This is a genomic window from Exiguobacterium sp. s183, from assembly GCF_018617655.1.
Taxonomy (GTDB): domain Bacteria; phylum Bacillota; class Bacilli; order Exiguobacteriales; family Exiguobacteriaceae; genus Exiguobacterium; species Exiguobacterium aestuarii_A.
Map to the genome: position 1 here is coordinate 67,891 of NZ_JACSKN010000006.1, position 19,503 is coordinate 87,393.

Below are 19,503 nucleotides of genomic sequence, written 5' to 3' on the forward strand. Positions count from 1 at the left end.
CTATCTTCACTGTACAGCCGTCCCTAAGAGGCAGGTCAACCATTAGTTTTCAGGCACGCTGACACCGAATACGTATCGGCTATCCCCTTGCGCCCATTCCCCGCCGATTTTGAATAGATAAATCCCGGGTTCGTCCGGCACGACCGGTTCAGCCGGGACGAGCTCTCCGTCCTCAATCTGAAAGAAACTCGATTCCATCGGGTCGGCATGGTAGACGACGTCAATCGCATCACCCGGTTTGACCGTGATGAGTTGCAGGTCATCCGCTTCTGGCAAGCCATAGTCGGCGCACGTCGCACGACTGCCGGCTTCCCAACAATACGTCGATTGCTCCACTTCCGCCGTCACCGAACCGACACGAACCGTCGGGAGCGGCGGTTTGACGGGGTCCTCCCCCTCACCGAACCAAGACACGGCGACATAAATCACCCCCACACCGACAAGTAACCCAATCAATACAATCCAAAAATGTCGATTACGCTTCACGGTCTCATCTCCTTTCCTCACTCATTCCCTGTCGTGCAGTAAAATCCCTACTCCAACAAAAAAAGACCCACTTCCGTGAGTCTTGTGCGTCATTTCGGACGACGCAGTCCTTTCATCATATAGCCGCCTTTGAAGTCGATCGGGTCGAATGCGACGAGAAACGCCTTCGGTTCATGCTTCTCGACGAGTTCACGCAATTCTTTCATCCGTGTACGGGCTGCCAAAACGTCCAGACGATAACGGACACCGTCTCGCCCTTGTCCTTGGTAATGCGTCACCCCGTAACCATTGTCGCGCATCTGTTGAATGAGCTCTGCCGGATATTCTTTCGTGTGGACTTGGATCATGTTGTAGCCGATGGCGAGTTTACGTTCAACATAGCCACCGAGTAAAATCCCGAGTCCGAATCCGACCGCGTACACGATCATACCGAGCGTCGTCAAATCTTGGAATACGATTCCGAGTGCGAAGATGTAGATGAGTGTCTCAAGCGTCCCGAACAAACCCGCGATGACGGTCTTCCCTTTCACGAGCATGATTGTCCGGAGCGTGAGCACCGGGACGTAGATAAGTTGTAGCAATAGGATGAGTAAGATTTGACCCATTCGATCGACCTCCGTTCAAATTCATTACCACCACTATTCCAAATTTCAGAGTGAGATGCAACTAAAAAAGGCTGACCGAAGTCAACCTTATTATTTCGTATCTAGATTTTTCACGCTCGTGAGCAATTCATAGTCTTTACGAATCACTTCGTAGATCGCGTTCTTATCTCCGTTCAACAACTCTTCTGCACGAAGCTGGTTCAAGAGAAGGCTTGTTGCGAACGTGACGAGTGCACTCTTCGGAATTCCGATTTCTTTTGCGCGCTCCGTGATGACTTGGTCGAGCTTAGCGTCAATCGTGAGCGATAATCTTTTCTTTTCATTCGACATAGTGATGAAGCTCCTTTAATTCCTATTCAGTAAACCTATTCCAGTTGCTTATTATATAGGAAGAATGGTTTTGGTGCAACCGCGTCACGATGAGGCGATCTCGTCGCCACTCCGCACACGCTCGGCAATTTGGTCAATTTTACGAAGTCGATGGTTAATTCCAGACTTCGAGATCGGTCCTGACTCGAGCATCTCCCCGAGTTCTTGTAACGAGACGTCTTGATGCGTGACACGCAGTTCGGCGATTTCCCGGAGTTTTTTCGGCAAGACATCGAGTCCGACCGTCCGCTCCAAGAACTTGATGTTCTCCACTTGGCGTAACGCCGCCCCGACCGTCTTGTTCAAGTTGGCCGTCTCACAGTTGACGAGACGGTTGACGGAGTTGCGCATGTCCTTGATGATGCGTGCATCCTCAAATTCGAGCATTCCGCGTGTCGCACCAATCAACTTGAGGAAGTCGGATATTTTCTCGCTCTCCTTCATATAGAGAATGTGCCCTTTTTTCCGTTCGAGCGTCTTCGCATTCAAATCAAACCGATTCGCCAAATCGCGTAGCGCCTGGTTATGGTTTTCATATAAGCTGTAGACTTCGAGGTGATACGACGACGTCTTCGGATGGTTGATGGATCCTCCAGCGAGGAAAGCCCCACGCAAGTAGGCGCGTGCCAAGTTCTCGTCACGTGTCATATCCGAGTTCAGTGTTCGGATCATCTCATAATGTTCCCCGAGAATCTCGAGGTCACGAAGCATCGTCTCCGCGTGCTGTGACACCCGGACGATATAGACGTTATTCTTTTTCAGACGCATTTTCTTCCGTACGAACAAATCTAATGGATGGTCGTAGAGACGTTTCATCAACGAATACATCCGACGGGCGATTGAGGCGTTTTCGGTCGAGACGTCGAGCGTCATGCCTCGTCCTAGGGCGAGCGAGATGACCCCGTTCATCCGAACGAGTGCCGACAATTCCGCTTTCGCCTCGGCGTCATTCACTTCAAGTTGTGTCAGTTCTTTCTTCACATCTGATGCAAAGCTCATCGAGTCCCCCTCCTTTCTGTCTTTCAAACGATTCTTATTTCAATTCTAACTGTTGGAACGAGCGCGGCTTCTTGATTCGAAGCACCCGTTGCATGACGAGTCCAGCGATAGCGTCGGAGTCGTGACGGATATAATCCCGATTGTAATCGACGATATCTCCCGCAAGGACGTTCGTTCCATAGTTTCGGAGTTTCTTCCGGTCGAAGCGGACCTCTTCCGATCCGTCCTCGAGGTAACGCTCTAAATATTCTTCATCGATTGGCTCGTTATTGACGACAATCGTATCAATCGACGCCTTCCCGAGATAAGCTTCGATGGATTTTAAATGTTTCATGGCGTCATAGCCCTTCGTCTCGCCCGGTTGTGTCATGACGTTACAAATATAGACGACCGGGACTTGTGAACGGACGATGGCTTCTCGCACGTCTGGGATGAGTAGGTTCGGGATGATGCTCGTATAGAGACTCCCGGGACCGAGCACGATGACATCTGCCGACTCGATCGCTTCCACGACCCCTGGGGCCGGCTTGATGCCTTCTTCGAGTAAAAACAGGCGTTTGATTGGCTGCTGATGGAGTGGGATCTTCGATTCGCCTTTGACGATCGTCCCATCCTCAAACTCCGCCGCGAGCGTCATGAGCGTCTCCGTCACCGGCAACACTTTCCCTTGTGCGTTCAAGAGCTGCGACATGACGTCAATCGCTTTGACGAACGAGCCTTCACAAATATGTGTCGCCGCCGTCAGCATCAAGTTCCCGAGCGAGTGACCTTCTAGGCCATACCCCGTGTCGAAACGATACTGTAAGATTTTATCCATCAACGGCTCGACTTCTGACAGGGCCAAGATGACATTTCGGATGTCGCCCGGGGGCAACATATGAAATTCGTCACGAAGGCGTCCTGAGCTGCCTCCGTCGTCCCCGACCGTGACGATAGCGGTGATGTCGAGCGGATAATGCTTCAAGCCTCGGACGAGGGTGGACAAACCTGTCCCCCCACCGATGGCCACTACTTTCCGATCTCGTCTCATATCATTTCTCCTTCGTCGCGTGGGCAAGGTCACGGTGGACCGTCTTCACGTTGTAGCGCTCCGCGAAATGCTCCGACACTTTCTCGGCGAACGTGATCGAGCGGTGTTTCCCACCCGTACAACCGAACGCCACGACAATCTGTGTCTTCCCTTCCCGCTTATATTGTGGAAGCAGGAATTCGAGCATATCGATCAACTTCTTATAAAACGCCCGCGCTTCCGGGTGTGACATGACATAGTCTTGCACTTCCGTCGTCTGACCCGTGAGCGGCCGAAGCTCAGGGATATAGAACGGGTTCGTGATAAAGCGGACATCGAACAGTAAATCCACATCGAGTGGGACCCCGTGTTTGAATCCGAACGACATAAAGTTGACCGTGAACGGGATGCGTTCCTCGTTGAACTGTTGCAAGATGCGGTCCTTCAGCATCTGCGGCTTCAAATCACTCGTGTCATAAAGCGTATGGGCACGGTCGCGGAACCCTTCCAACAGTTCGCGCTCCATCTGGATGCCGACGAGTGGCGCGTCCTCTGGTGCGAGCGGATGTGAGCGTCGCGTCTCTTTGTAGCGACGAACGAGCACATCGTCACGCGTCTCTAAGTACAAAAGATGTGGGTGTACGTTCTTCTTTTCTAAATCGTCGATGACGATGAACAGGCTATCGATAAAATCTCTCGTACGTGTATCAATGGCGACCGCGATTTTCGGTCGGACCGAGCTGATGACATCAATCAATTGTGGCAAAAGAACCGGTGGCAAGTTATCGACACAGAAATAGCCGAGATCCTCGAAACTATTCATCGCGACCGACTTCCCAGCCCCGCTCATTCCGCTGATGATGATCAATTCTTCTAATCCTTTAAAATCTTCCATCTCGCTGACGCCCCCTTAAAATTGACAACCGAGCCGTGTGTGTAGCTCTCTCCATCTAGTATAACGAACGTCCGAAAAAAAGAGAAGGACCGCGGTTCCCCGCAGTCCTACCTTCTTGAATCATGCGTTTTGTTCTTGCAACGATTCGAGGAGCCCCTCGATGAAGTGCTGAGCGTTCTGAGCGGCAATCGATCCGTCGTTCGTCGCCGTGACGACTTGGCGGAGCGTTTTGTCACGAACGTCACCGGCAGCAAAGATTCCAGGAATCTTCGTTTCCATCGCCTCGTTCGTGACGATATAGCCTTGCTCGTTCGTGATCCCGAGGTCTTGGACGAATCCAGTGATCGGGTTCATGCCGATATAGATGAAGACGCCGTCGATTTCATGGTCTGTCTCTGTACCGTCAACCGTGCTGACGAGACGAGCGCCACCGACTTTACCGTCTTTCTCTGTGATTTCTTTCAATGTGTGGTTCCAAATGAAATCAATTTTCTCATTGTCGAACGCACGTTTTTGAAGAATCTTTTGAGCGCGGAGCTCATCTCGACGGTGAACGATCGTCACCTTGTTCGCGAAACGTGTCAAGAAGACACCTTCTTCAACGGCTGAGTCGCCACCACCGATGACGAAGAGATCTTTTCCTTTGAAGAATGCTCCGTCACATACCGCACAGTACGATACGCCACGGCCGCCGAGTTCTTCTTCACCCGGTACACCGATTTTCTTATACTGAGCACCAGAGGCGAGGATGATGGCACGCGCTTTATAGTCGCGGTTGTGCGCATGCACGATTTTGTATTCTGTTTCATCCGAGATGCTTTGTACGTCCCCATACGCATACTCCGCACCGAACGCTTTCGAATGGTCGAACATTTTTTGAGACAAGTCAGGACCGAGAATGCTGTCGTATCCTGGGTAGTTCTCGATGTCTTCCGTGTTGGCCATCTGACCACCAGGAATTCCGCGTTCGATCATAAGTGTTGAAAGGTTCGCACGTGAAGCATATAGCGCAGCGGTCATTCCGGCAGGGCCGGCACCGATGATAATGACGTCATAAATTTTTTCTTCTGTCATGTTGATTCCACCTCTGCAAAATATTGATTGCCTTTAGTATAAGAAACCTGTATGGGTATCGTCTATCTTTATGCTTGTTCGAGTGTCCGTTTGAACGAACGAACCGTCTCCGTCAACGTGTCGACCGGGAGATGGAAGGCGTTCGCACAGTCCTCGAGAATCAAGGCGTCTCGTTTCGTATAAAACATCCAGACGAGCGCAGCGGCCGATGCCGTTACGTCCATGAATGCTTCGTCCGATAACAGAAGCGTAGCAAATCGTTCATAAAAATCACCTTCTAAGCTCATCCGTTCCGCTTCCGAAACATGTGATTCGGCAAGGACAAGGGCATCAAACGCGCGTTTGACACGAGCGTCTCCTTGGAACGATTGCTGACAAAGGTCGGCACGACACATTTCCGCAAACGCACGGACCGTCTCGTTCTCCGTCACGGCGTTCGTCAGCGCGAGCGCTTCAAACGCCTCATCGTCTTTCAAGTTAGAAATGATTCGAATGATCTCGACCCGGGCCAAGTCCGTCTCTTGACGAAGTCCTTGGACGAGCGCCGAACGAAACTCGAGGTTTTCTCGAATATCGAAACTTTGCTTCTCTTCAAACCGTTTCATCTCATCTTTGTTCAAGTAGGTGGCTGCCTCTTCTAATCGTCCTGTCTTATAGGCAGACACGCTGAGCCAATGCCCGAACAATGCGTCACCGCGAAACCCGCGTTCTTTCAATAGACGTAACTCTTCATACGCACGGTCATAATGACCGACGAGCGCGAGTGTCGTCGCCAATTTGTAACGTAAATCAAACTGGAGTGGACGAACACGTGTGAGTGGCGTCGATAATTGCATCGCCGCTTCGGATTGTCCTGCTTCATGCAGCAAGAGAATCGTGTTCAAGATCGCATGCAAGTTGCCAGGGTTTTGGTCGAGCACGTACTCGAGCGTCCGAAACGCCGCTTGGTCGTCGCCGAGATAAAAACTGACGACGGATAGATTATTATAGGCCGGCCAAAACGATGGATACTGCCCGATTAAACGCTCGAGCGTCGCCTTTGCCGCAAATAGCCGTCCTTTGTCGATTTGACGCTGCGCCTCTGAATGCCATGTGATCAATTCGTCTTCTTCCTCGTCCTCGAGCTCTTGTTCGAGTTCGATTAGTTCGAGAAGGGATTGCACGGCTTCCGCGTAGTGACCTTTCGTGTCACGTGCGAGATATTCAGATGCATAGTTCGCCGCTTCTTCATATTGAGAGACATAGGCACAGTTGCTCGCTAAGTGATAGAGCGCCTCTGTCGCGGTCTCGTCGAGCTCTAATACTCGTTTCCACACGTCATTGGCGTGGTAGACCTCCCCTACTTCAAATAACAGTTCTGCGTACTGTTTATGATAGTCGACGCGATGCGTGGCTGCCGCTGTCGCTTCAGCCATGAAAAAAGTCGCTTCATCTAGGCGACCTTCCCGTAACGCACGACGACCTCTATAGTAGTGGAGCTCCGCAGCGAGCGGAGATTCTGGTTCGGGTAGCGTCATTACTGCTTCATAGTTCGCTTCCATATTCTAAATCCTCCACATCATCTCTAAATCTTTTTTTAGTTGCAGGGATAAGAATACCGCACTCGAACAACGAGGGCAACTGAAAAAGTTAAAAAAAATTGCGACTATATTCCCTCTATAATGAATATTTTTTACTAGGTTCAAAAATTGTTTTTGAGCGAAAATATGATTCCTTCATTTCGGTTCATTTTCCCATTAAAAAGCGGTATCCCTTTTAAAAAAAGTGATACCGCTCAAGTATTCTTTCATGTCTCTATACAAAAGAGGCATAAAAACATTTTGCGAAAAATTGTGTCAAATATGTGTCAGCGACTGGAGTTTCGAACCGACGACCCGCTCTCCCGGCAAGACGTCGCGATGCACGACCGCTCCTGCACCGACGACGGCTCCGTCGCCGATTGTCACGCCCGGTAAGATGGTCACGTTCGCTCCAATCAAGACTTCATTTCCGATGACGACATCTCCGATTCGATACTCATCGACGAGATACTCATGACAGAGAATCGTCGAGTTGAATCCGATGACCGTGTTCCGACCGATGGTGATCCGTTCCGGGAACATGACGTCCGGCGTGACCATGAGGGCGAGAGCACTATACTCTCCGATGTTCATCCCGAGAAACGTCCGGTACAACCACCGCTTCGCCTTCACCGAAGGGAAGTAACGCCCGACGAGCACGACCGCCGTGTTTTTGAAGACACTTAGGAAGCGAATCGTCCGATACATCTGCCAAAGTGGGTTCGGTCCGTCGATGCGAAACCGTTTCGTCTTACGCATGGACGCTGACCTCATCAAGCCATGCCTCGAAATGTTCCATCGAGTCGATGATGACGTCCGGCTCGAGTGACTCGAGGAACGGGCGACCTTTTAGCGCCCACCCGACAGCGACCGTCTTCGTCCCAGCATTCTTTCCGCTGAAGATGTCCGTATCGTTGTCACCGACCATGACCGCTCGTTCCGGAGACGAGCCGAGCGCTTGAAGAGCACGTTCGACCGGTTCAGCGTGCGGCTTTTCATTCTCGACATCGTCAGCTGTCACGACGACATCAAACAAGTGGTCGATTTTGAACAACCGAAGGCCCCGTTCGACGACCGGACGCCCTTTCGATGTGACGACGCCCATCTTGTACCCTTTCGCATGAAGACGATATAGTCCTTCGATGACACCCGGGTACTCAGCGACGAGTTGGTCGTGCATGGCGATGTTGAAACTCCGATAGAACGCCTGCATCTCTTTCCATTCTGCTTCGTTCAATTCACGGAACGACTTCTCGAGCGTCGGTCCGATGAAGCGATAGATGTCCTCATCCCGATACGTATGTTCCGGGAAATAATAGTCGAACGTATGACGGAAGCTGGCGATGATGAGCGGGTTCGTATCGAGTAACGTACCGTCTAAGTCAAATAAGAGCGTATCCATTAATCAAACAATCCTTTCTCTGATGGGTCATTGTATCGTTTCGCATTGCGGCGAAGGACCATCATGACGATACCGAAGAGGATCAAAGCGATCGACACCATTTGGGCCGCACGCAAATCGCCTGACATGAGACTATCCGTCCGGAGTCCCTCGATATAGAAGCGACCGATCGAATACCAGACGAGATACGACAAGAAGATGTATCCGCGACGTGGGTTTCCAATCATACGCCATGCGACGAGGAGGATGACCCCGATGATGTTCCATACACTTTCATAGAGGAACGTCGGGATATAGTATGCCCCGTCGATATACATCTGATTGACGATCCAATCCGGTAGCATGAGCGTGTCTTGTAAGAAGCTACGCGTCGTTTCGCCACCATGGGCCTCTTGGTTCATGAAGTTCCCCCAGCGCCCGATGGCTTGTCCGAGGAGAAGTGATGGTGCCAGGATGTCTGTGACTTTCCAGAACGACATCGATTTTCGCATACAATAGACGATGACGACAAGGAGTGCCCCGAAGATGGCACCGTGAATGGCAATCCCGCCTTGACGGATATCGATGATCTGTCCGAGATTCTCTGAGTAGTAATCCCATTGGAACGTCACGTAGTAAATACGCGCGAAGATGATACTAATTGGAATCGACCAGATGACGACGTCAACGAGTCGTTCCGAATCATAGTTGATGCGCTTCGCTTCGTAAAGGGCAAGAACGAGTCCGAGCATTGCCCCGAAGGCGATAATCATACCATACCAGTAAATCGGCAGAGACCCGATTTCAAACGCTACACGATCAAATGTCGGTTCTACCATGATCACAAGTCTCCTTCAGTGTCCTGAATCGCGTTTGCGAGACGTTCCGCAAACTCTTCAGCCGTATTGATGCCCATGTTTTGCAGACGATAGTTCATCGCTGCGACCTCGATGATGACCGCTAAGTTTCGACCTGGGCGGACAGGGATCGTGAGGAGCGGGACTTCACTGTCGATGATTTTCATCGTGTTGTGATCGAGTCCGACGCGGTCATACACTTTTCCAGCGTCCCAGTTCTCTAAGTTGACGATGAGACTGATCTTCTTATGTGACCGGACCGCACCTGCGCCGAACAAGGTCATGACATCGATGATGCCAATTCCACGAATCTCAAGCAAGTGGCGAATCAGCTTCGGTGCTGAACCGACGAGGAGCTGGTCGCCCGTTTGACGAATCTCGACCGAGTCATCGGCGACGAGACGGTGCCCTCGTTTGACGAGTTCAAGCGCGGTCTCCGATTTCCCGACACCGCTCTGTCCTTTGATGAGGACGCCGACGCCGTAAATGTCGACAAGGACGCCGTGCATCGCTGTCATCGGTGCAAGTTCCATCTCGAGGAAGTTCGTGATTTGCGACTCGATTGATGTCGTCACCGCATTCGTCCGCATGAGTGGGACGTTTGCCGCTTCCGCTTCTTCTTCGATTTCTGTCGGAATATCAAATCCACGTGTGATTAAAATCCCAGGTGTCGATTCCGTACATAAAATACGGGCACGCTCGCGACGCTTTTCTTCCGATAAGCTCGCATAGAAAGTCAACTCCGTCTTCCCGAGCACTTGAAGACGATTTTTCGCATAGTGCGTGTAATAACCGGCGAGGACGAGTCCTGGTCGACTAAGGTCAGGTGTGGCGACCGGACGATGAAGGCCCTCTTCTCCCGCAATGACTTGAAGTTTAAAACGCTCAACGACTTGAGCTGTACGTACGATATTCTGCATCAGTATCTGCCCCTTTCACGCTCATTATTGTATCATAGCTCTTTCTCGGAAGCGTTAGGGAAGTGATGAAGAACGTGTCAAAAAATTGTTGAAACTTTCATACATGGCGTTCGTAGGAAGGGTATAGGCAAATAGAGGAGGTGAAATGATGGATACTTGGATTTGGTTGATTTTTATATTTGCGTTTATCATCGGAATCGGTACGCTCGTGTATTTGATCAAGTCATTGATTGATATGTGGAAAGAGTATGCGGCGACGAAAAACGAGACGGTCTTGCTCTTGTTCATTTTGAATATCATCGGATTCTTCTTATCCGGTGCGCTCATCTCGATGATTGTCGGGATCATCTTCTACTGGAATCGCTCGAAATCGATGCGACTTCTCGGAATCATCTTGTTGATTGCCGGTCCCGTTCTCTTTATCGTCTTTGCGATTAGTGCATTCACGATGTTTGATACACAGATGATGGATTGGCAACAGATGGAGTATGAAATGAATTTGTAATCAAAAAAATCCCGAAGGCAGCGCCTTCGGGATTTGCTTATTGTTGATGGAACGGATTATTCAAATCGGCTGGGTCGACGGGATCGACCGGATCCGACGGCTCCGTCTGTTCTTCCTCAAGGAAAGTCGACGGTGTATACACCGATCCGTGTTCCAAATCGATTGTACCGGTACGTGTACCCGCTTCGACTTCGATGCGAGGCGTTTGACCTCGACCGGACAAGAATTCGAGACGACGCTGCGCAACGTCTTTTCGGTCACGAATGATCTCGAGTTCGTCGAGTAAGCAGTGGAGTCCCCCGAAGTTCGTCTCGAGTTCTCCTTCCACCTCGACGCCGTGTGGCAACACGAGTCGAATATTTCCGGCGAGCGAAGCGAGTTCGAACTTGGCCGGACGTGCTGTCGCGAGTTCCGCGCGGATGTTGCCGTTCCCTGTCTTGAGGGATGCTTTATCGTACTTCCCTCCGACGATGACGGCCCCGTTTCCGGTACGGACGTGCACGAGCTCCGCCTCAACGCCTTCCACCTCGACTGTCCCGTTTCCGGTATTGAGAAGGAGTTCAGACGCGTGTACTTCATGTAGGACAACGCGACCGTTCGCCGTTTGCACGCGGACGTTCTCAACGTCCAAACCATCGGCACGGACTTCCCCGTTCAACGTCTGAATATGAAGATGGTTGAAATGGTGGTGCGGGACGTACAGTTCCACGTGGGCCCGGACGAGCTTGTCACGCAAGGAGACGACGAGACGGTCACCAATGACGGAATGCTTGACCGCCGATTGCAACTGTTCGAGCGCTTTGTCCGCGTCTTGTTGGCGAAGCGGACGACCGGTCACGATGAGCTCACAATCTTCTGCATCTGACGAGACGATGGTCGCCGATGCGTTGAAGAGATCGAGTGAGATGTCGCTACCCGTGAATGGGAATGATTTCGAATACGTCACTTCTGGTCCGAAGTTCGAGCTGAAGGAGAAGTCGCTGTCACGAAGCTTCGTGACGAGTCCTTCTACCGCAGACGTCAGTTTCGTCGTGAGCGATTCGACCGAATAGGCATCGACCTTCTCCGTGTCTTGTCGCTCTTCTAACGCCTGGACTTGTTCTGGTTCGAGGCGCTCGAGACGCTCGAGTTGCGTCATCGCCTCCTCGATTGTCATCTTGCCTTCCTTCACTTGCTGGAGAATCAGTTCACGCATTTCTTGTTTCACGTTCGTTTTCCCCCTTCAATTTGGTTGCACGTCAATTACCTTCCCGTTTCTCACCATTTCTATACTTATTTCTTTTTTCCTGCTTTTGGTTTCACGCGAGCCGCATCTCGTTCGAGGACCGGCTTCAAATACTTGCCGGTATACGACCCAGACACTTCGGCAACTTCTTCCGGCGTTCCCGTCGCGACGATGAGTCCGCCGCCGTCCCCGCCTTCTGGTCCGAGGTCAATCAAATAATCGGCTGACTTGATGACGTCAAGGTTATGTTCGATGACGAGCACCGTGTCCCCGTTCTCGACGAGGCGCTGCAACACTTTCAACAAGCGTGCGATGTCGTCGACATGAAGACCTGTCGTCGGTTCGTCCAAAATATAAATCGTCTTCCCGGTCGAACGTTTATGAAGCTCCGAAGCGAGTTTGACACGCTGGGCTTCCCCGCCGGAAAGTTCAGTCGCTGGCTGACCGAGTTTCATATAGCCAAGACCGACGTCATAGATGGTCTGAATCTTTCGCTTGATTTTCGGAATTTTGTCAAAGAATTCGAGCCCTTCCTCAATCGTCATATCGAGGACATCGGCAATCGTCTTCCCTTTATACTTCACTTCGAGCGTCTCGCGGTTATAGCGTTTCCCGTGACAGACTTCACATGGCACGTACACGTCCGGCAAGAAGTGCATCTCGATTTTGATGATTCCGTCCCCACGGCACGCTTCACAGCGTCCGCCTTTCACGTTGAAACTGAAGCGCCCTTTCTTATAGCCGCGCATCTTCGCTTCGTTCGTCGAGGCGAAGACGTCACGGATGTCGTCGAAGACGCCCGTATACGTCGCCGGGTTTGAACGCGGTGTACGCCCGATTGGAGATTGGTCGATATCGATGACTTTATCGATATGCTCAAGACCTTCAATCTTCTTATGTTTCCCTGGCTTCGCTTTGGCACGGTTCATGTTGTGTGCGAGCGATTTATAGAGAATCTCGTTGATGAGTGTCGATTTCCCAGAACCGGATACACCCGTCACGGCGACGAACATCCCGAGCGGAATCGAGACGTCGACATCTTTCAAGTTGTTCTCTTCCGCCTTGACGATCTTCAAGAACCGTTCGTCCGGCATCTTCCGTTCAGCCGGGAGCGGGATGAACTTCTTCCCGGCAAGGTATTGACCCGTGAGCGAGTTCTTGTTTTTCATCAGTTGCTTCGGCGTCCCGGCAGCGATGACTTGTCCACCGTGCTCCCCGGCACCGGGTCCGATATCGATCAAATAGTCGGCTTCCATCATCGTATCTTCATCATGCTCGACGACGATGAGCGTGTTGCCGATGTCTCGCATCTGTTTGAGCGTGGCAATCAAACGGTCGTTGTCTCGTTGGTGAAGACCGATCGACGGTTCATCGAGGACGTACAAGACACCTGTGAGACGTGAACCGATTTGCGTCGCAAGTCGAATCCGCTGGGCTTCTCCACCTGAGAGGGTTCCCGCGGCACGAGACAGCGTCAAATAGTCGAGACCGACGTTATTCAAGAAGCTGAGTCGCTCTCGAATCTCCTGCAAGATAAGACGGGCGATGGCGATATCTTTTTCACTGAGCTGTTCATTCAGTCCTTCGAAGAACGCGAGTGCATTCACGACAGACTTTTCCGTCACTTGTCCGACGTGCTGGCCGGTGATCTTGACGGCGAGTGACTCTTCTTTCAAGCGATAGCCGTGACATGTCGGGCAGGCGTGGGTCGCCATATACATCTCCATCTGTTCGCGGATGTAGTCGGACGTTGTCTCCCGGTAGCGTCGCTCGATGTTACGGAGCACCCCTTCAAAGAAGATTGTGTTCGTCCGGACCTGACCGAAGTCGTTCTCATAACGGAAGAGGAATGACTCTTCCGAAGAACCGTTCAAGACGAGGTCCTGGTCACGTTTTGACAGACGTTCGAACGGCACGTCCATGTCGATGTTGAAATGCTGGCACATCGCCGCCAACAGTTGCGGATAGTACTGGGAACTCGTCGGTTGCCATGCAGCGACCGCCCCTTCTTTTAACGTCTTCGATGGATCAGGGATGACGAGTTCTGGGTCGACGTCTAGTTTCGTCCCAAGACCATCACACGTCGGGCAAGCCCCGAACGGTGAGTTGAAAGAGAACATACGTGGCTCGAGTTCTCCAATCGAGAATCCACAAATCGGGCAAGCGTGGTGTTCGCTGAAAAGAAGCTCGGTCCCGTCCATCTTGTCGATGATGACACGTCCGTCGGCGAGGCGTAACGCCGTCTCGAGAGAGTCGGCAAGGCGCCCTTCGACGTCAGGTCGGACGACAAGACGGTCGACGACGACTTCGATCGAGTGCTTCTTGTTTTTGTCGAGCTCGATCTCATCTGTCAATTCGATGGTCTCTCCGTTCACGCGGACACGGACGAATCCTTCTTTCTTCAACGAATCGAACACTTTGACGTGCGTTCCTTTACGACCTGACACGATCGGTGCCAAAATCTGAAGTCGCGTCCGTTCCGGCAATTCCATCACCTGGTCGACCATCTGCGAAATCGTCTGACTCGAGATCTCGATACCGTGGTTCGGACAGACCGGTTTCCCGATTCGTGCGAACAAGAGTCGGAGATAGTCGTAAATCTCTGTCACCGTTCCGACGGTCGAGCGCGGGTTTCGGCTCGTTGTCTTCTGGTCGATCGAGATGGCCGGACTTAAGCCTTCAATCGTATCGACGTCCGGCTTATCCATCTGTCCGAGGAACTGACGAGCGTACGCAGATAAACTCTCGACGTAGCGTCGCTGCCCTTCCGCATAAATCGTGTCGAACGCGAGCGACGACTTCCCGGAGCCGGACAAGCCCGTCAAGACGACGAGCTGGTCACGTGGGATATCGATGTCGATATTTTTTAAATTGTTGACGCGTGCCCCTTTGATGACAATCGCATTTTTCTTTTCAGCCATTTAATTCCCTACCTTCAACTCCAAGATTAAGTCACGCAATTCGGCCGCACGCTCGAACTGGAGATCGCGCGCCGCTTGCTTCATTTCTTCTTCTAGTTTGGCAATCGCCGCCTCGCGTTCGGCCGGCTTCATCGTACTGAGCGATTCGAGTGCCTCTTCTTCGGCCTCGACCGTCGCTCGGATGACACCACGGACGTCTTTTCGAATCGTCTGTGGCGTAATGCCATGTTCTTCATTATATGCTTGTTGGATTGTCCGACGACGATCCGTCTCTTCGATGGCTCGTGCCATCGAATCGGTCATCTTGTCCGCAAATAGGATGACGTGTCCGTTCGCATTACGGGCCGCCCGTCCAATCGTCTGGATGAGCGAACGGTCGGAACGGAGGAATCCTTCCTTATCGGCATCGAGAATCGTCACGAGACTGACTTCCGGAATGTCGAGCCCTTCTCGTAACAAGTTGATTCCGACGAGCACGTCATATTTCCCGAGACGAAGGTCACGGATGATCTCAATCCGTTCGAGCGTCTTGATCTCGGAGTGCATATAGTTGACCTTGATTCCCGCTTCACGCAAGTAGTCGGACAAGTCTTCTGCCATTTTCTTCGTGAGTGTCGTCACGAGAACGCGCTCGTCTCGCTTGATGCGTTCGCGAATCTGGTCCATCAAGTAGTCGATTTGTCCTTTGATCGGATGAATCTCGATGGTCGGGTCGAGTAACCCTGTCGGACGAATGATCTGCTCGATCATGTTCGGTGTATGTTCGAGCTCGTACGGACCTGGTGTCGCCGAGATGAAGATCGCTTGTGACAATTTTTTCTCGAACTCATCGAATTTGAGCGGACGGTTGTCCTTCGCAGAAGGAAGACGGAACCCGTGGTCGACGAGCACTTGTTTCCGCGCCTGGTCCCCGTTATACATCCCGCGCACTTGCGGGAGCGTCACGTGTGACTCATCGGCGACGAGGAGGAAGTCTTCCGGGAAGTAGTCGATCAATGTATACGGGGTCGAGCCCTCCGGCATCAAGTTCAAGTGTCGCGAATAGTTCTCGATGCCTGAACAATACCCCATTTCACGCATCATCTCCAAATCGTAATGCGTTCGCTGCTCAAGACGCTGTGCCTCAAGTAGCTTCCCTTCTTCACGGAACTTCTCGAGCTGCTCCTCGAGTTCCGCTTCGATGTTGACGATTGCTTTTTGCAGTTTCTCGTCACGCGTGACGAAGTGGGATGCCGGGAAGATGGCGACATGATCACGGTCCGCGATGATTTCACCCGTCAACGGGTCCATCTCACGGATCCGGTCAATCTCGTCCCCGAAAAATTCGATGCGCATGCAGTGTTCGTCACGTGACGCCGGGAAGATTTCGACGACGTCCCCACGTACACGGAAACGTCCACGCTGGAAGTCGATATCGTTTCGTTCATATTGAATGTCGATGAGCTTACGAAGCATCTCATCACGACCCATCTCTTTACCGACGCGGAGACTCAATACGAGACTGCGATATTCTTCCGGGTTACCGAGACCATATATACAGGAAACGGATGCAACGATGATGACGTCATCCCGCTCGAAGAGAGCCGACGTCGCCGAGTGACGCAGCTTATCAATTTCATCGTTGATAGAGGCATCCTTCTCGATGAACGTATCGGTCGAAGGCACGTACGCTTCTGGTTGATAATAGTCATAGTAACTGACAAAATATTCGACCGCGTTGTTCGGGAAGAACTCTTTGAACTCGGAATACAATTGACCAGCGAGCGTCTTGTTGTGAGCCAGGACGAGTGTCGGCTTCTTCACTTCTTGGATGACGTTCGAGACGGTGAACGTCTTCCCTGTTCCGGTCGCCCCGAGGAGTGTCTGATAACGGTCACCCCGATTGACGCCTTCGACAAGTTGTCGAATCGCTTCAGGCTGGTCACCTCCTGGTTGAAATTCAGATTGTAATGCAAACGGAATCGATTCCATAAGATACTCCTCACCTTCTCATTTCATAGTGTCTTGATTATACCATAGACACGAACAAATATTCGCTTATTAGCTTGCATACGGATTTAAGCCTTTTCTCTTATATATCATCATTTCTTTTTCCTTTACTGTCTCAAAAGAAACATCAAATCTTGTTGTGTTCAACCTTCGAGAAACGCTTCACAATCGTTTTTGTAGCATAGAACACGAAAAGTCGGATCCTGGACCTTGTTCCTATTCGATTGAAATTCCCGTGATTTTTTTTAAAGGATGTCAAAATCGTATACTTCTCGCTCTCCATCTGACTCTTTATGTGAAGTTTACAGGTGTAAATGTGAACATTTGTAGGAAAAAAGTAGGATTTTTGAAAAACACTGTTTTAAAACGCTTACATTTTGGGCATATAATGAAGTGGTAAGTCAAATTGCATAAGGGAGAAAGGGGAGTATCACATGTCAGCATTTGTAAGTGAAATTATCGGTACGATGCTATTGATTCTGCTCGGTAACGGTGTCGTCGCCGGCGTCGTCCTCCGCCATTCCAAAGCGGAAAACTCTGGCTGGATTGTTATCACCATGGGTTGGGGTCTTGCCGTTATGGTCGGGGTCTACGCAGCCGGTATTTACGGAGGCGCACACATCAACCCTGCCGTCACGATTGGTCTCGCGACAGCAGGCGAATTCCCATGGGCCGATGTCCCACTCTACATCCTTGCTCAGTTTATCGGAGCGTTCATCGGGGCATGTTTGGTATATGTCCACTACAAGCCGCATTACGATGCGACGGACGATCCAGGCTTGAAACTCGCAACGTTCTCTACTGCACCAGGTATCCGAAGCACACCGTACAACTTGATTGGTGAGATTATCGGAACATTCGTCCTCTTGTTCGCGTTGTTGTCATTCGGGGCAAACACATTCGCAGATGGACTCAATCCGCTCATCGTTGGTTTCTTGATCGTCTCAATCGGTCTCTCGCTCGGTGGTACGACGGGATATGCGATCAACCCGGCACGTGACCTTGGGCCACGTATCGCGCACGCCATTCTTCCGATTAAAGGAAAAGGATCTTCAGACTGGGGCTATTCATGGATTCCAGTTGTCGGTCCGATTATCGGTGCTGTCATCGCCGCACTCGTTTACGGCATTCTCGTCCCTTAACACATAATTTTGAAGGAGGAAATCACATATGGCGAAAGAAAAACGTTATATTTTAGCATTGGACCAAGGAACGACAAGTTCACGGGCAATCATTTTTGATCATGATGGAAAAATCGTCACAGTCGCACAGCGCGAATTCAAACAATACTTCCCAAAACCAGGCTGGGTTGAGCATAACGCCAATGAGATCTGGGGTTCTGTCCTCGCCGTTATGGCGGAAGCGTTCGGTTCGGCGGATATCGACCCGAATGAAATCGCAGGAATCGGGATCACGAACCAACGTGAGACTGCGGTCGTTTGGGAGAAAGAAACAGGACGTCCTGTTTATAACGCGGTTGTTTGGCAATCACGTCAAACGGCTGATATCTGTGAAGAGCTAAAAGCGGCAGGTCACTCGGACATGGTTCGTGACAAAACGGGTCTTCTCATCGACGCCTACTTCTCAGGTACGAAAGTCAAATGGATTTTGGATAACGTCGAAGGCGCTCGTGAGAAAGCCGAGAACGGTGAACTTCTCTTCGGAACAATCGACACATGGCTCATCTGGAAACTCTCAGGTGGTAAAGCCCACGTGACAGATTATTCGAACGCATCACGTACACTCATGTATAACATTTACGAACAGAAGTGGGATGACGAGTTACTCGACATCTTGACGGTACCGAAATCGATGCTTCCTGAAGTCAAGCCTTCGAGTGAAGTCTATGCGAATACGATCCCGTATCACTTCTTCGGATTTGAAGTACCGATTGCCGGAGCCGCAGGTGACCAACAGGCTGCCTTGTTCGGTCAGACGTGCTTCGAAAAAGGTGAAGGAAAGAACACGTACGGAACGGGTTGCTTCATGCTCATGAACACGGGTGAAGAAGCCGTCAAATCGGATCACGGTCTATTGACGACAATCGCGTGGGGCTATAACGGAAAAGTCGAATACGCGCTCGAAGGTTCAATCTTCGTCGCCGGTTCGGCAATTCAGTGGCTCCGTGACGGATTGCGGATGTTGAAATCCGCGAAAGACTCGGAACAGTATGCGACGCGAATCGAATCGACAGAGGGCGTCTATGTCGTACCTGCCTTCGTTGGTCTCGGTGCACCATATTGGAACTCTGACGTACGTGGTGCCATCTTCGGTCTCACACGCGGAACGGAGAAAGAACAATTGGTCCGTGCGACGATCGAATCACTCGCTTATCAGACACGTGATGTCCTCACGTCAATGGAGAACGATTCAGGCATCAACTTGAAGACACTCCGCGTCGATGGTGGAGCCGTCAGCAACAACTTCCTCATGCAGTTCCAATCGGACATCCTCGATGTACCGGTCGAACGTCCTGAAGTAAGTGAAACGACTGCACTCGGTGCCGCCTACTTGGCAGGTCTCGCCGTTGGTTTCTGGAAAGACCAAGCAGAAATCAAAGACCAGTGGAAACTCGACAAGAAGTTCGAGCCAAACATGGACGAGTCTCATCGCGAAGCACTGTACAAAGGTTGGCAACACGCTGTCGAAGCAACGATGGCATTCAAACCATCAAAACTTGACGTATAAGTGGCAAGGGCATCCTCATGG

General features: G+C 51.2%; 18 protein-coding genes. 3 read left to right on the forward strand and 15 right to left on the reverse strand.

The genetic code is table 11. From position 1 onward, the window contains the following. Window positions 1-42: 42 nt before the first annotated feature. The 12 genes from KNP62_RS13245 to hprK form a co-directional block, all read right to left on the reverse strand. Complete coding sequence (locus KNP62_RS13245; RefSeq protein WP_353047536.1) at window positions 43-486, reverse strand: hypothetical protein; 444 nt, start codon at window positions 484-486, stop codon at window positions 43-45. Window positions 487-575: 89 nt separating this feature from the next. Continuing rightward, window positions 576-1,091 carry a DUF2179 domain-containing protein gene (locus tag KNP62_RS13250; RefSeq protein WP_074033625.1) on the reverse strand — a complete coding sequence of 172 codons (516 nt, stop codon included), beginning with the start codon at window positions 1,089-1,091 and terminating at the stop codon, window positions 576-578. Window positions 1,092-1,181: 90 nt separating this feature from the next. After that, window positions 1,182-1,421 carry a CopG family transcriptional regulator gene (locus tag KNP62_RS13255; protein ID WP_074033629.1) on the reverse strand — a complete coding sequence of 80 codons (240 nt, stop codon included), beginning with the start codon at window positions 1,419-1,421 and terminating at the stop codon, window positions 1,182-1,184. Between the two features lie 84 nt (window positions 1,422-1,505). Continuing rightward, a complete protein-coding gene (gene whiA / locus KNP62_RS13260) occupies window positions 1,506-2,459 on the reverse strand; it encodes a DNA-binding protein WhiA (protein ID WP_074033630.1) in 954 nt (317 codons plus the stop codon). A 34-nt stretch (window positions 2,460-2,493) separates the two neighbouring features. After that, a complete protein-coding gene (locus KNP62_RS13265; RefSeq protein ID WP_214693569.1) occupies window positions 2,494-3,489 on the reverse strand; it encodes a gluconeogenesis factor YvcK family protein in 996 nt (331 codons plus the stop codon). Between the two features lies 1 nt (window position 3,490). Continuing rightward, complete coding sequence (gene rapZ, locus KNP62_RS13270) at window positions 3,491-4,363, reverse strand: RNase adapter RapZ (protein WP_074033636.1); 873 nt, start codon at window positions 4,361-4,363, stop codon at window positions 3,491-3,493. Between the two features lie 120 nt (window positions 4,364-4,483). After that, window positions 4,484-5,437 (reverse strand): thioredoxin-disulfide reductase, encoded by a 954-nt coding sequence (trxB, locus tag KNP62_RS13275; RefSeq protein WP_074033640.1) that lies wholly within the window; start codon window positions 5,435-5,437, stop codon window positions 4,484-4,486. A 68-nt stretch (window positions 5,438-5,505) separates the two neighbouring features. Beyond that, complete coding sequence (locus KNP62_RS13280; protein ID WP_214785845.1) at window positions 5,506-6,978, reverse strand: tetratricopeptide repeat protein; 1,473 nt, start codon at window positions 6,976-6,978, stop codon at window positions 5,506-5,508. 294 nt (window positions 6,979-7,272) lie between these two features. Continuing rightward, a complete protein-coding gene (locus KNP62_RS13285; protein WP_214785847.1) occupies window positions 7,273-7,755 on the reverse strand; it encodes an acyltransferase in 483 nt (160 codons plus the stop codon). After that, a complete protein-coding gene (gene ppaX, locus KNP62_RS13290; protein ID WP_214693572.1) occupies window positions 7,748-8,398 on the reverse strand; it encodes a pyrophosphatase PpaX in 651 nt (216 codons plus the stop codon). The genes KNP62_RS13285 and ppaX overlap by 8 nt, the downstream gene beginning before the upstream one ends. After that, window positions 8,398-9,216 carry a prolipoprotein diacylglyceryl transferase gene (gene lgt, locus KNP62_RS13295; RefSeq protein WP_074033649.1) on the reverse strand — a complete coding sequence of 273 codons (819 nt, stop codon included), beginning with the start codon at window positions 9,214-9,216 and terminating at the stop codon, window positions 8,398-8,400. Before lgt ends, ppaX begins: the two co-directional genes overlap by 1 nt. 2 nt (window positions 9,217-9,218) lie before the next feature. Further along, on the reverse strand, window positions 9,219-10,154 hold the full coding sequence (hprK, locus tag KNP62_RS13300; RefSeq protein ID WP_214693573.1) for an HPr(Ser) kinase/phosphatase: 936 nt from the start codon (window positions 10,152-10,154) through the stop codon (window positions 9,219-9,221). Window positions 10,155-10,302: 148 nt separating this feature from the next. On the opposite strand from hprK, the gene KNP62_RS13305 reads away from it, so the two are divergent. After that, window positions 10,303-10,659, forward strand: coding sequence for a hypothetical protein (locus KNP62_RS13305; RefSeq protein ID WP_214785849.1), 357 nt, complete (start codon window positions 10,303-10,305; stop codon window positions 10,657-10,659). Between the two features lie 37 nt (window positions 10,660-10,696). Here the strand turns inward: KNP62_RS13305 and KNP62_RS13310 are convergent, their stop codons facing one another. The 3 genes from KNP62_RS13310 to uvrB all read right to left on the reverse strand — a co-directional run bounded on the left by KNP62_RS13310 (window position 10,697) and on the right by uvrB (window position 16,776). Beyond that, window positions 10,697-11,866, reverse strand: coding sequence for a DUF4097 family beta strand repeat-containing protein (locus KNP62_RS13310; protein WP_214785851.1), 1,170 nt, complete (start codon window positions 11,864-11,866; stop codon window positions 10,697-10,699). A gap of 65 nt (window positions 11,867-11,931) precedes the next feature. Then, entirely contained in the window at window positions 11,932-14,805 is a 2,874-nt protein-coding gene (gene uvrA, locus KNP62_RS13315; RefSeq protein ID WP_214785853.1) for an excinuclease ABC subunit UvrA, read from the reverse strand. Beyond that, the gene (uvrB, locus tag KNP62_RS13320) at window positions 14,806-16,776 is read right to left on the reverse strand and encodes an excinuclease ABC subunit UvrB (RefSeq protein ID WP_214746005.1); all 1,971 of its coding nucleotides are present in this window, start codon (window positions 16,774-16,776) and stop codon (window positions 14,806-14,808) included. It lies immediately after the preceding gene. A gap of 452 nt (window positions 16,777-17,228) precedes the next feature. Between uvrB and KNP62_RS13325 the strand changes: the two genes are divergently transcribed. Beyond that, window positions 17,229-17,936, forward strand: a complete 708-nt coding sequence (locus KNP62_RS13325) for an MIP/aquaporin family protein (RefSeq protein WP_214746002.1) — start codon at window positions 17,229-17,231, stop codon at window positions 17,934-17,936. 28 nt (window positions 17,937-17,964) lie between these two features. After that, entirely contained in the window at window positions 17,965-19,482 is a 1,518-nt protein-coding gene (gene glpK, locus KNP62_RS13330) for a glycerol kinase GlpK (protein ID WP_214785855.1), read from the forward strand. Window positions 19,483-19,503: the final 21 nt, after the last annotated feature.

Bases quoted from the DNA above. Each gene is read 5' to 3' on its own strand.
- trxB (WP_074033640.1), bottom strand. From the start codon at position 5,437: ATGACAGAAGAAAAAATTTATGACGTCATTATCATCGGTGCCGGCCCT.
- rapZ (WP_074033636.1), bottom strand. From the start codon at position 4,363: ATGGAAGATTTTAAAGGATTAGAAGAATTGATCATCATCAGCGGAATG.
- lgt (WP_074033649.1), bottom strand. From the start codon at position 9,216: ATGGTAGAACCGACATTTGATCGTGTAGCGTTTGAAATCGGGTCTCTG.
- KNP62_RS13305 (WP_214785849.1), top strand. From the start codon at position 10,303: ATGGATACTTGGATTTGGTTGATTTTTATATTTGCGTTTATCATCGGA.
- glpK (WP_214785855.1), top strand. From the start codon at position 17,965: ATGGCGAAAGAAAAACGTTATATTTTAGCATTGGACCAAGGAACGACA.
- uvrB (WP_214746005.1), bottom strand. From the start codon at position 16,776: ATGGAATCGATTCCGTTTGCATTACAATCTGAATTTCAACCAGGAGGT.
- KNP62_RS13280 (WP_214785845.1), bottom strand. From the start codon at position 6,978: ATGGAAGCGAACTATGAAGCAGTAATGACGCTACCCGAACCAGAATCT.
- KNP62_RS13325 (WP_214746002.1), top strand. From the start codon at position 17,229: ATGTCAGCATTTGTAAGTGAAATTATCGGTACGATGCTATTGATTCTG.
- hprK (WP_214693573.1), bottom strand. From the start codon at position 10,154: ATGCAGAATATCGTACGTACAGCTCAAGTCGTTGAGCGTTTTAAACTT.
- KNP62_RS13265 (WP_214693569.1), bottom strand. From the start codon at position 3,489: ATGAGACGAGATCGGAAAGTAGTGGCCATCGGTGGGGGGACAGGTTTG.
- uvrA (WP_214785853.1), bottom strand. From the start codon at position 14,805: ATGGCTGAAAAGAAAAATGCGATTGTCATCAAAGGGGCACGCGTCAAC.
- KNP62_RS13250 (WP_074033625.1), bottom strand. From the start codon at position 1,091: ATGGGTCAAATCTTACTCATCCTATTGCTACAACTTATCTACGTCCCG.
- KNP62_RS13285 (WP_214785847.1), bottom strand. From the start codon at position 7,755: ATGCGTAAGACGAAACGGTTTCGCATCGACGGACCGAACCCACTTTGG.
- ppaX (WP_214693572.1), bottom strand. From the start codon at position 8,398: ATGGATACGCTCTTATTTGACTTAGACGGTACGTTACTCGATACGAAC.
- whiA (WP_074033630.1), bottom strand. From the start codon at position 2,459: ATGAGCTTTGCATCAGATGTGAAGAAAGAACTGACACAACTTGAAGTG.
- KNP62_RS13255 (WP_074033629.1), bottom strand. From the start codon at position 1,421: ATGTCGAATGAAAAGAAAAGATTATCGCTCACGATTGACGCTAAGCTC.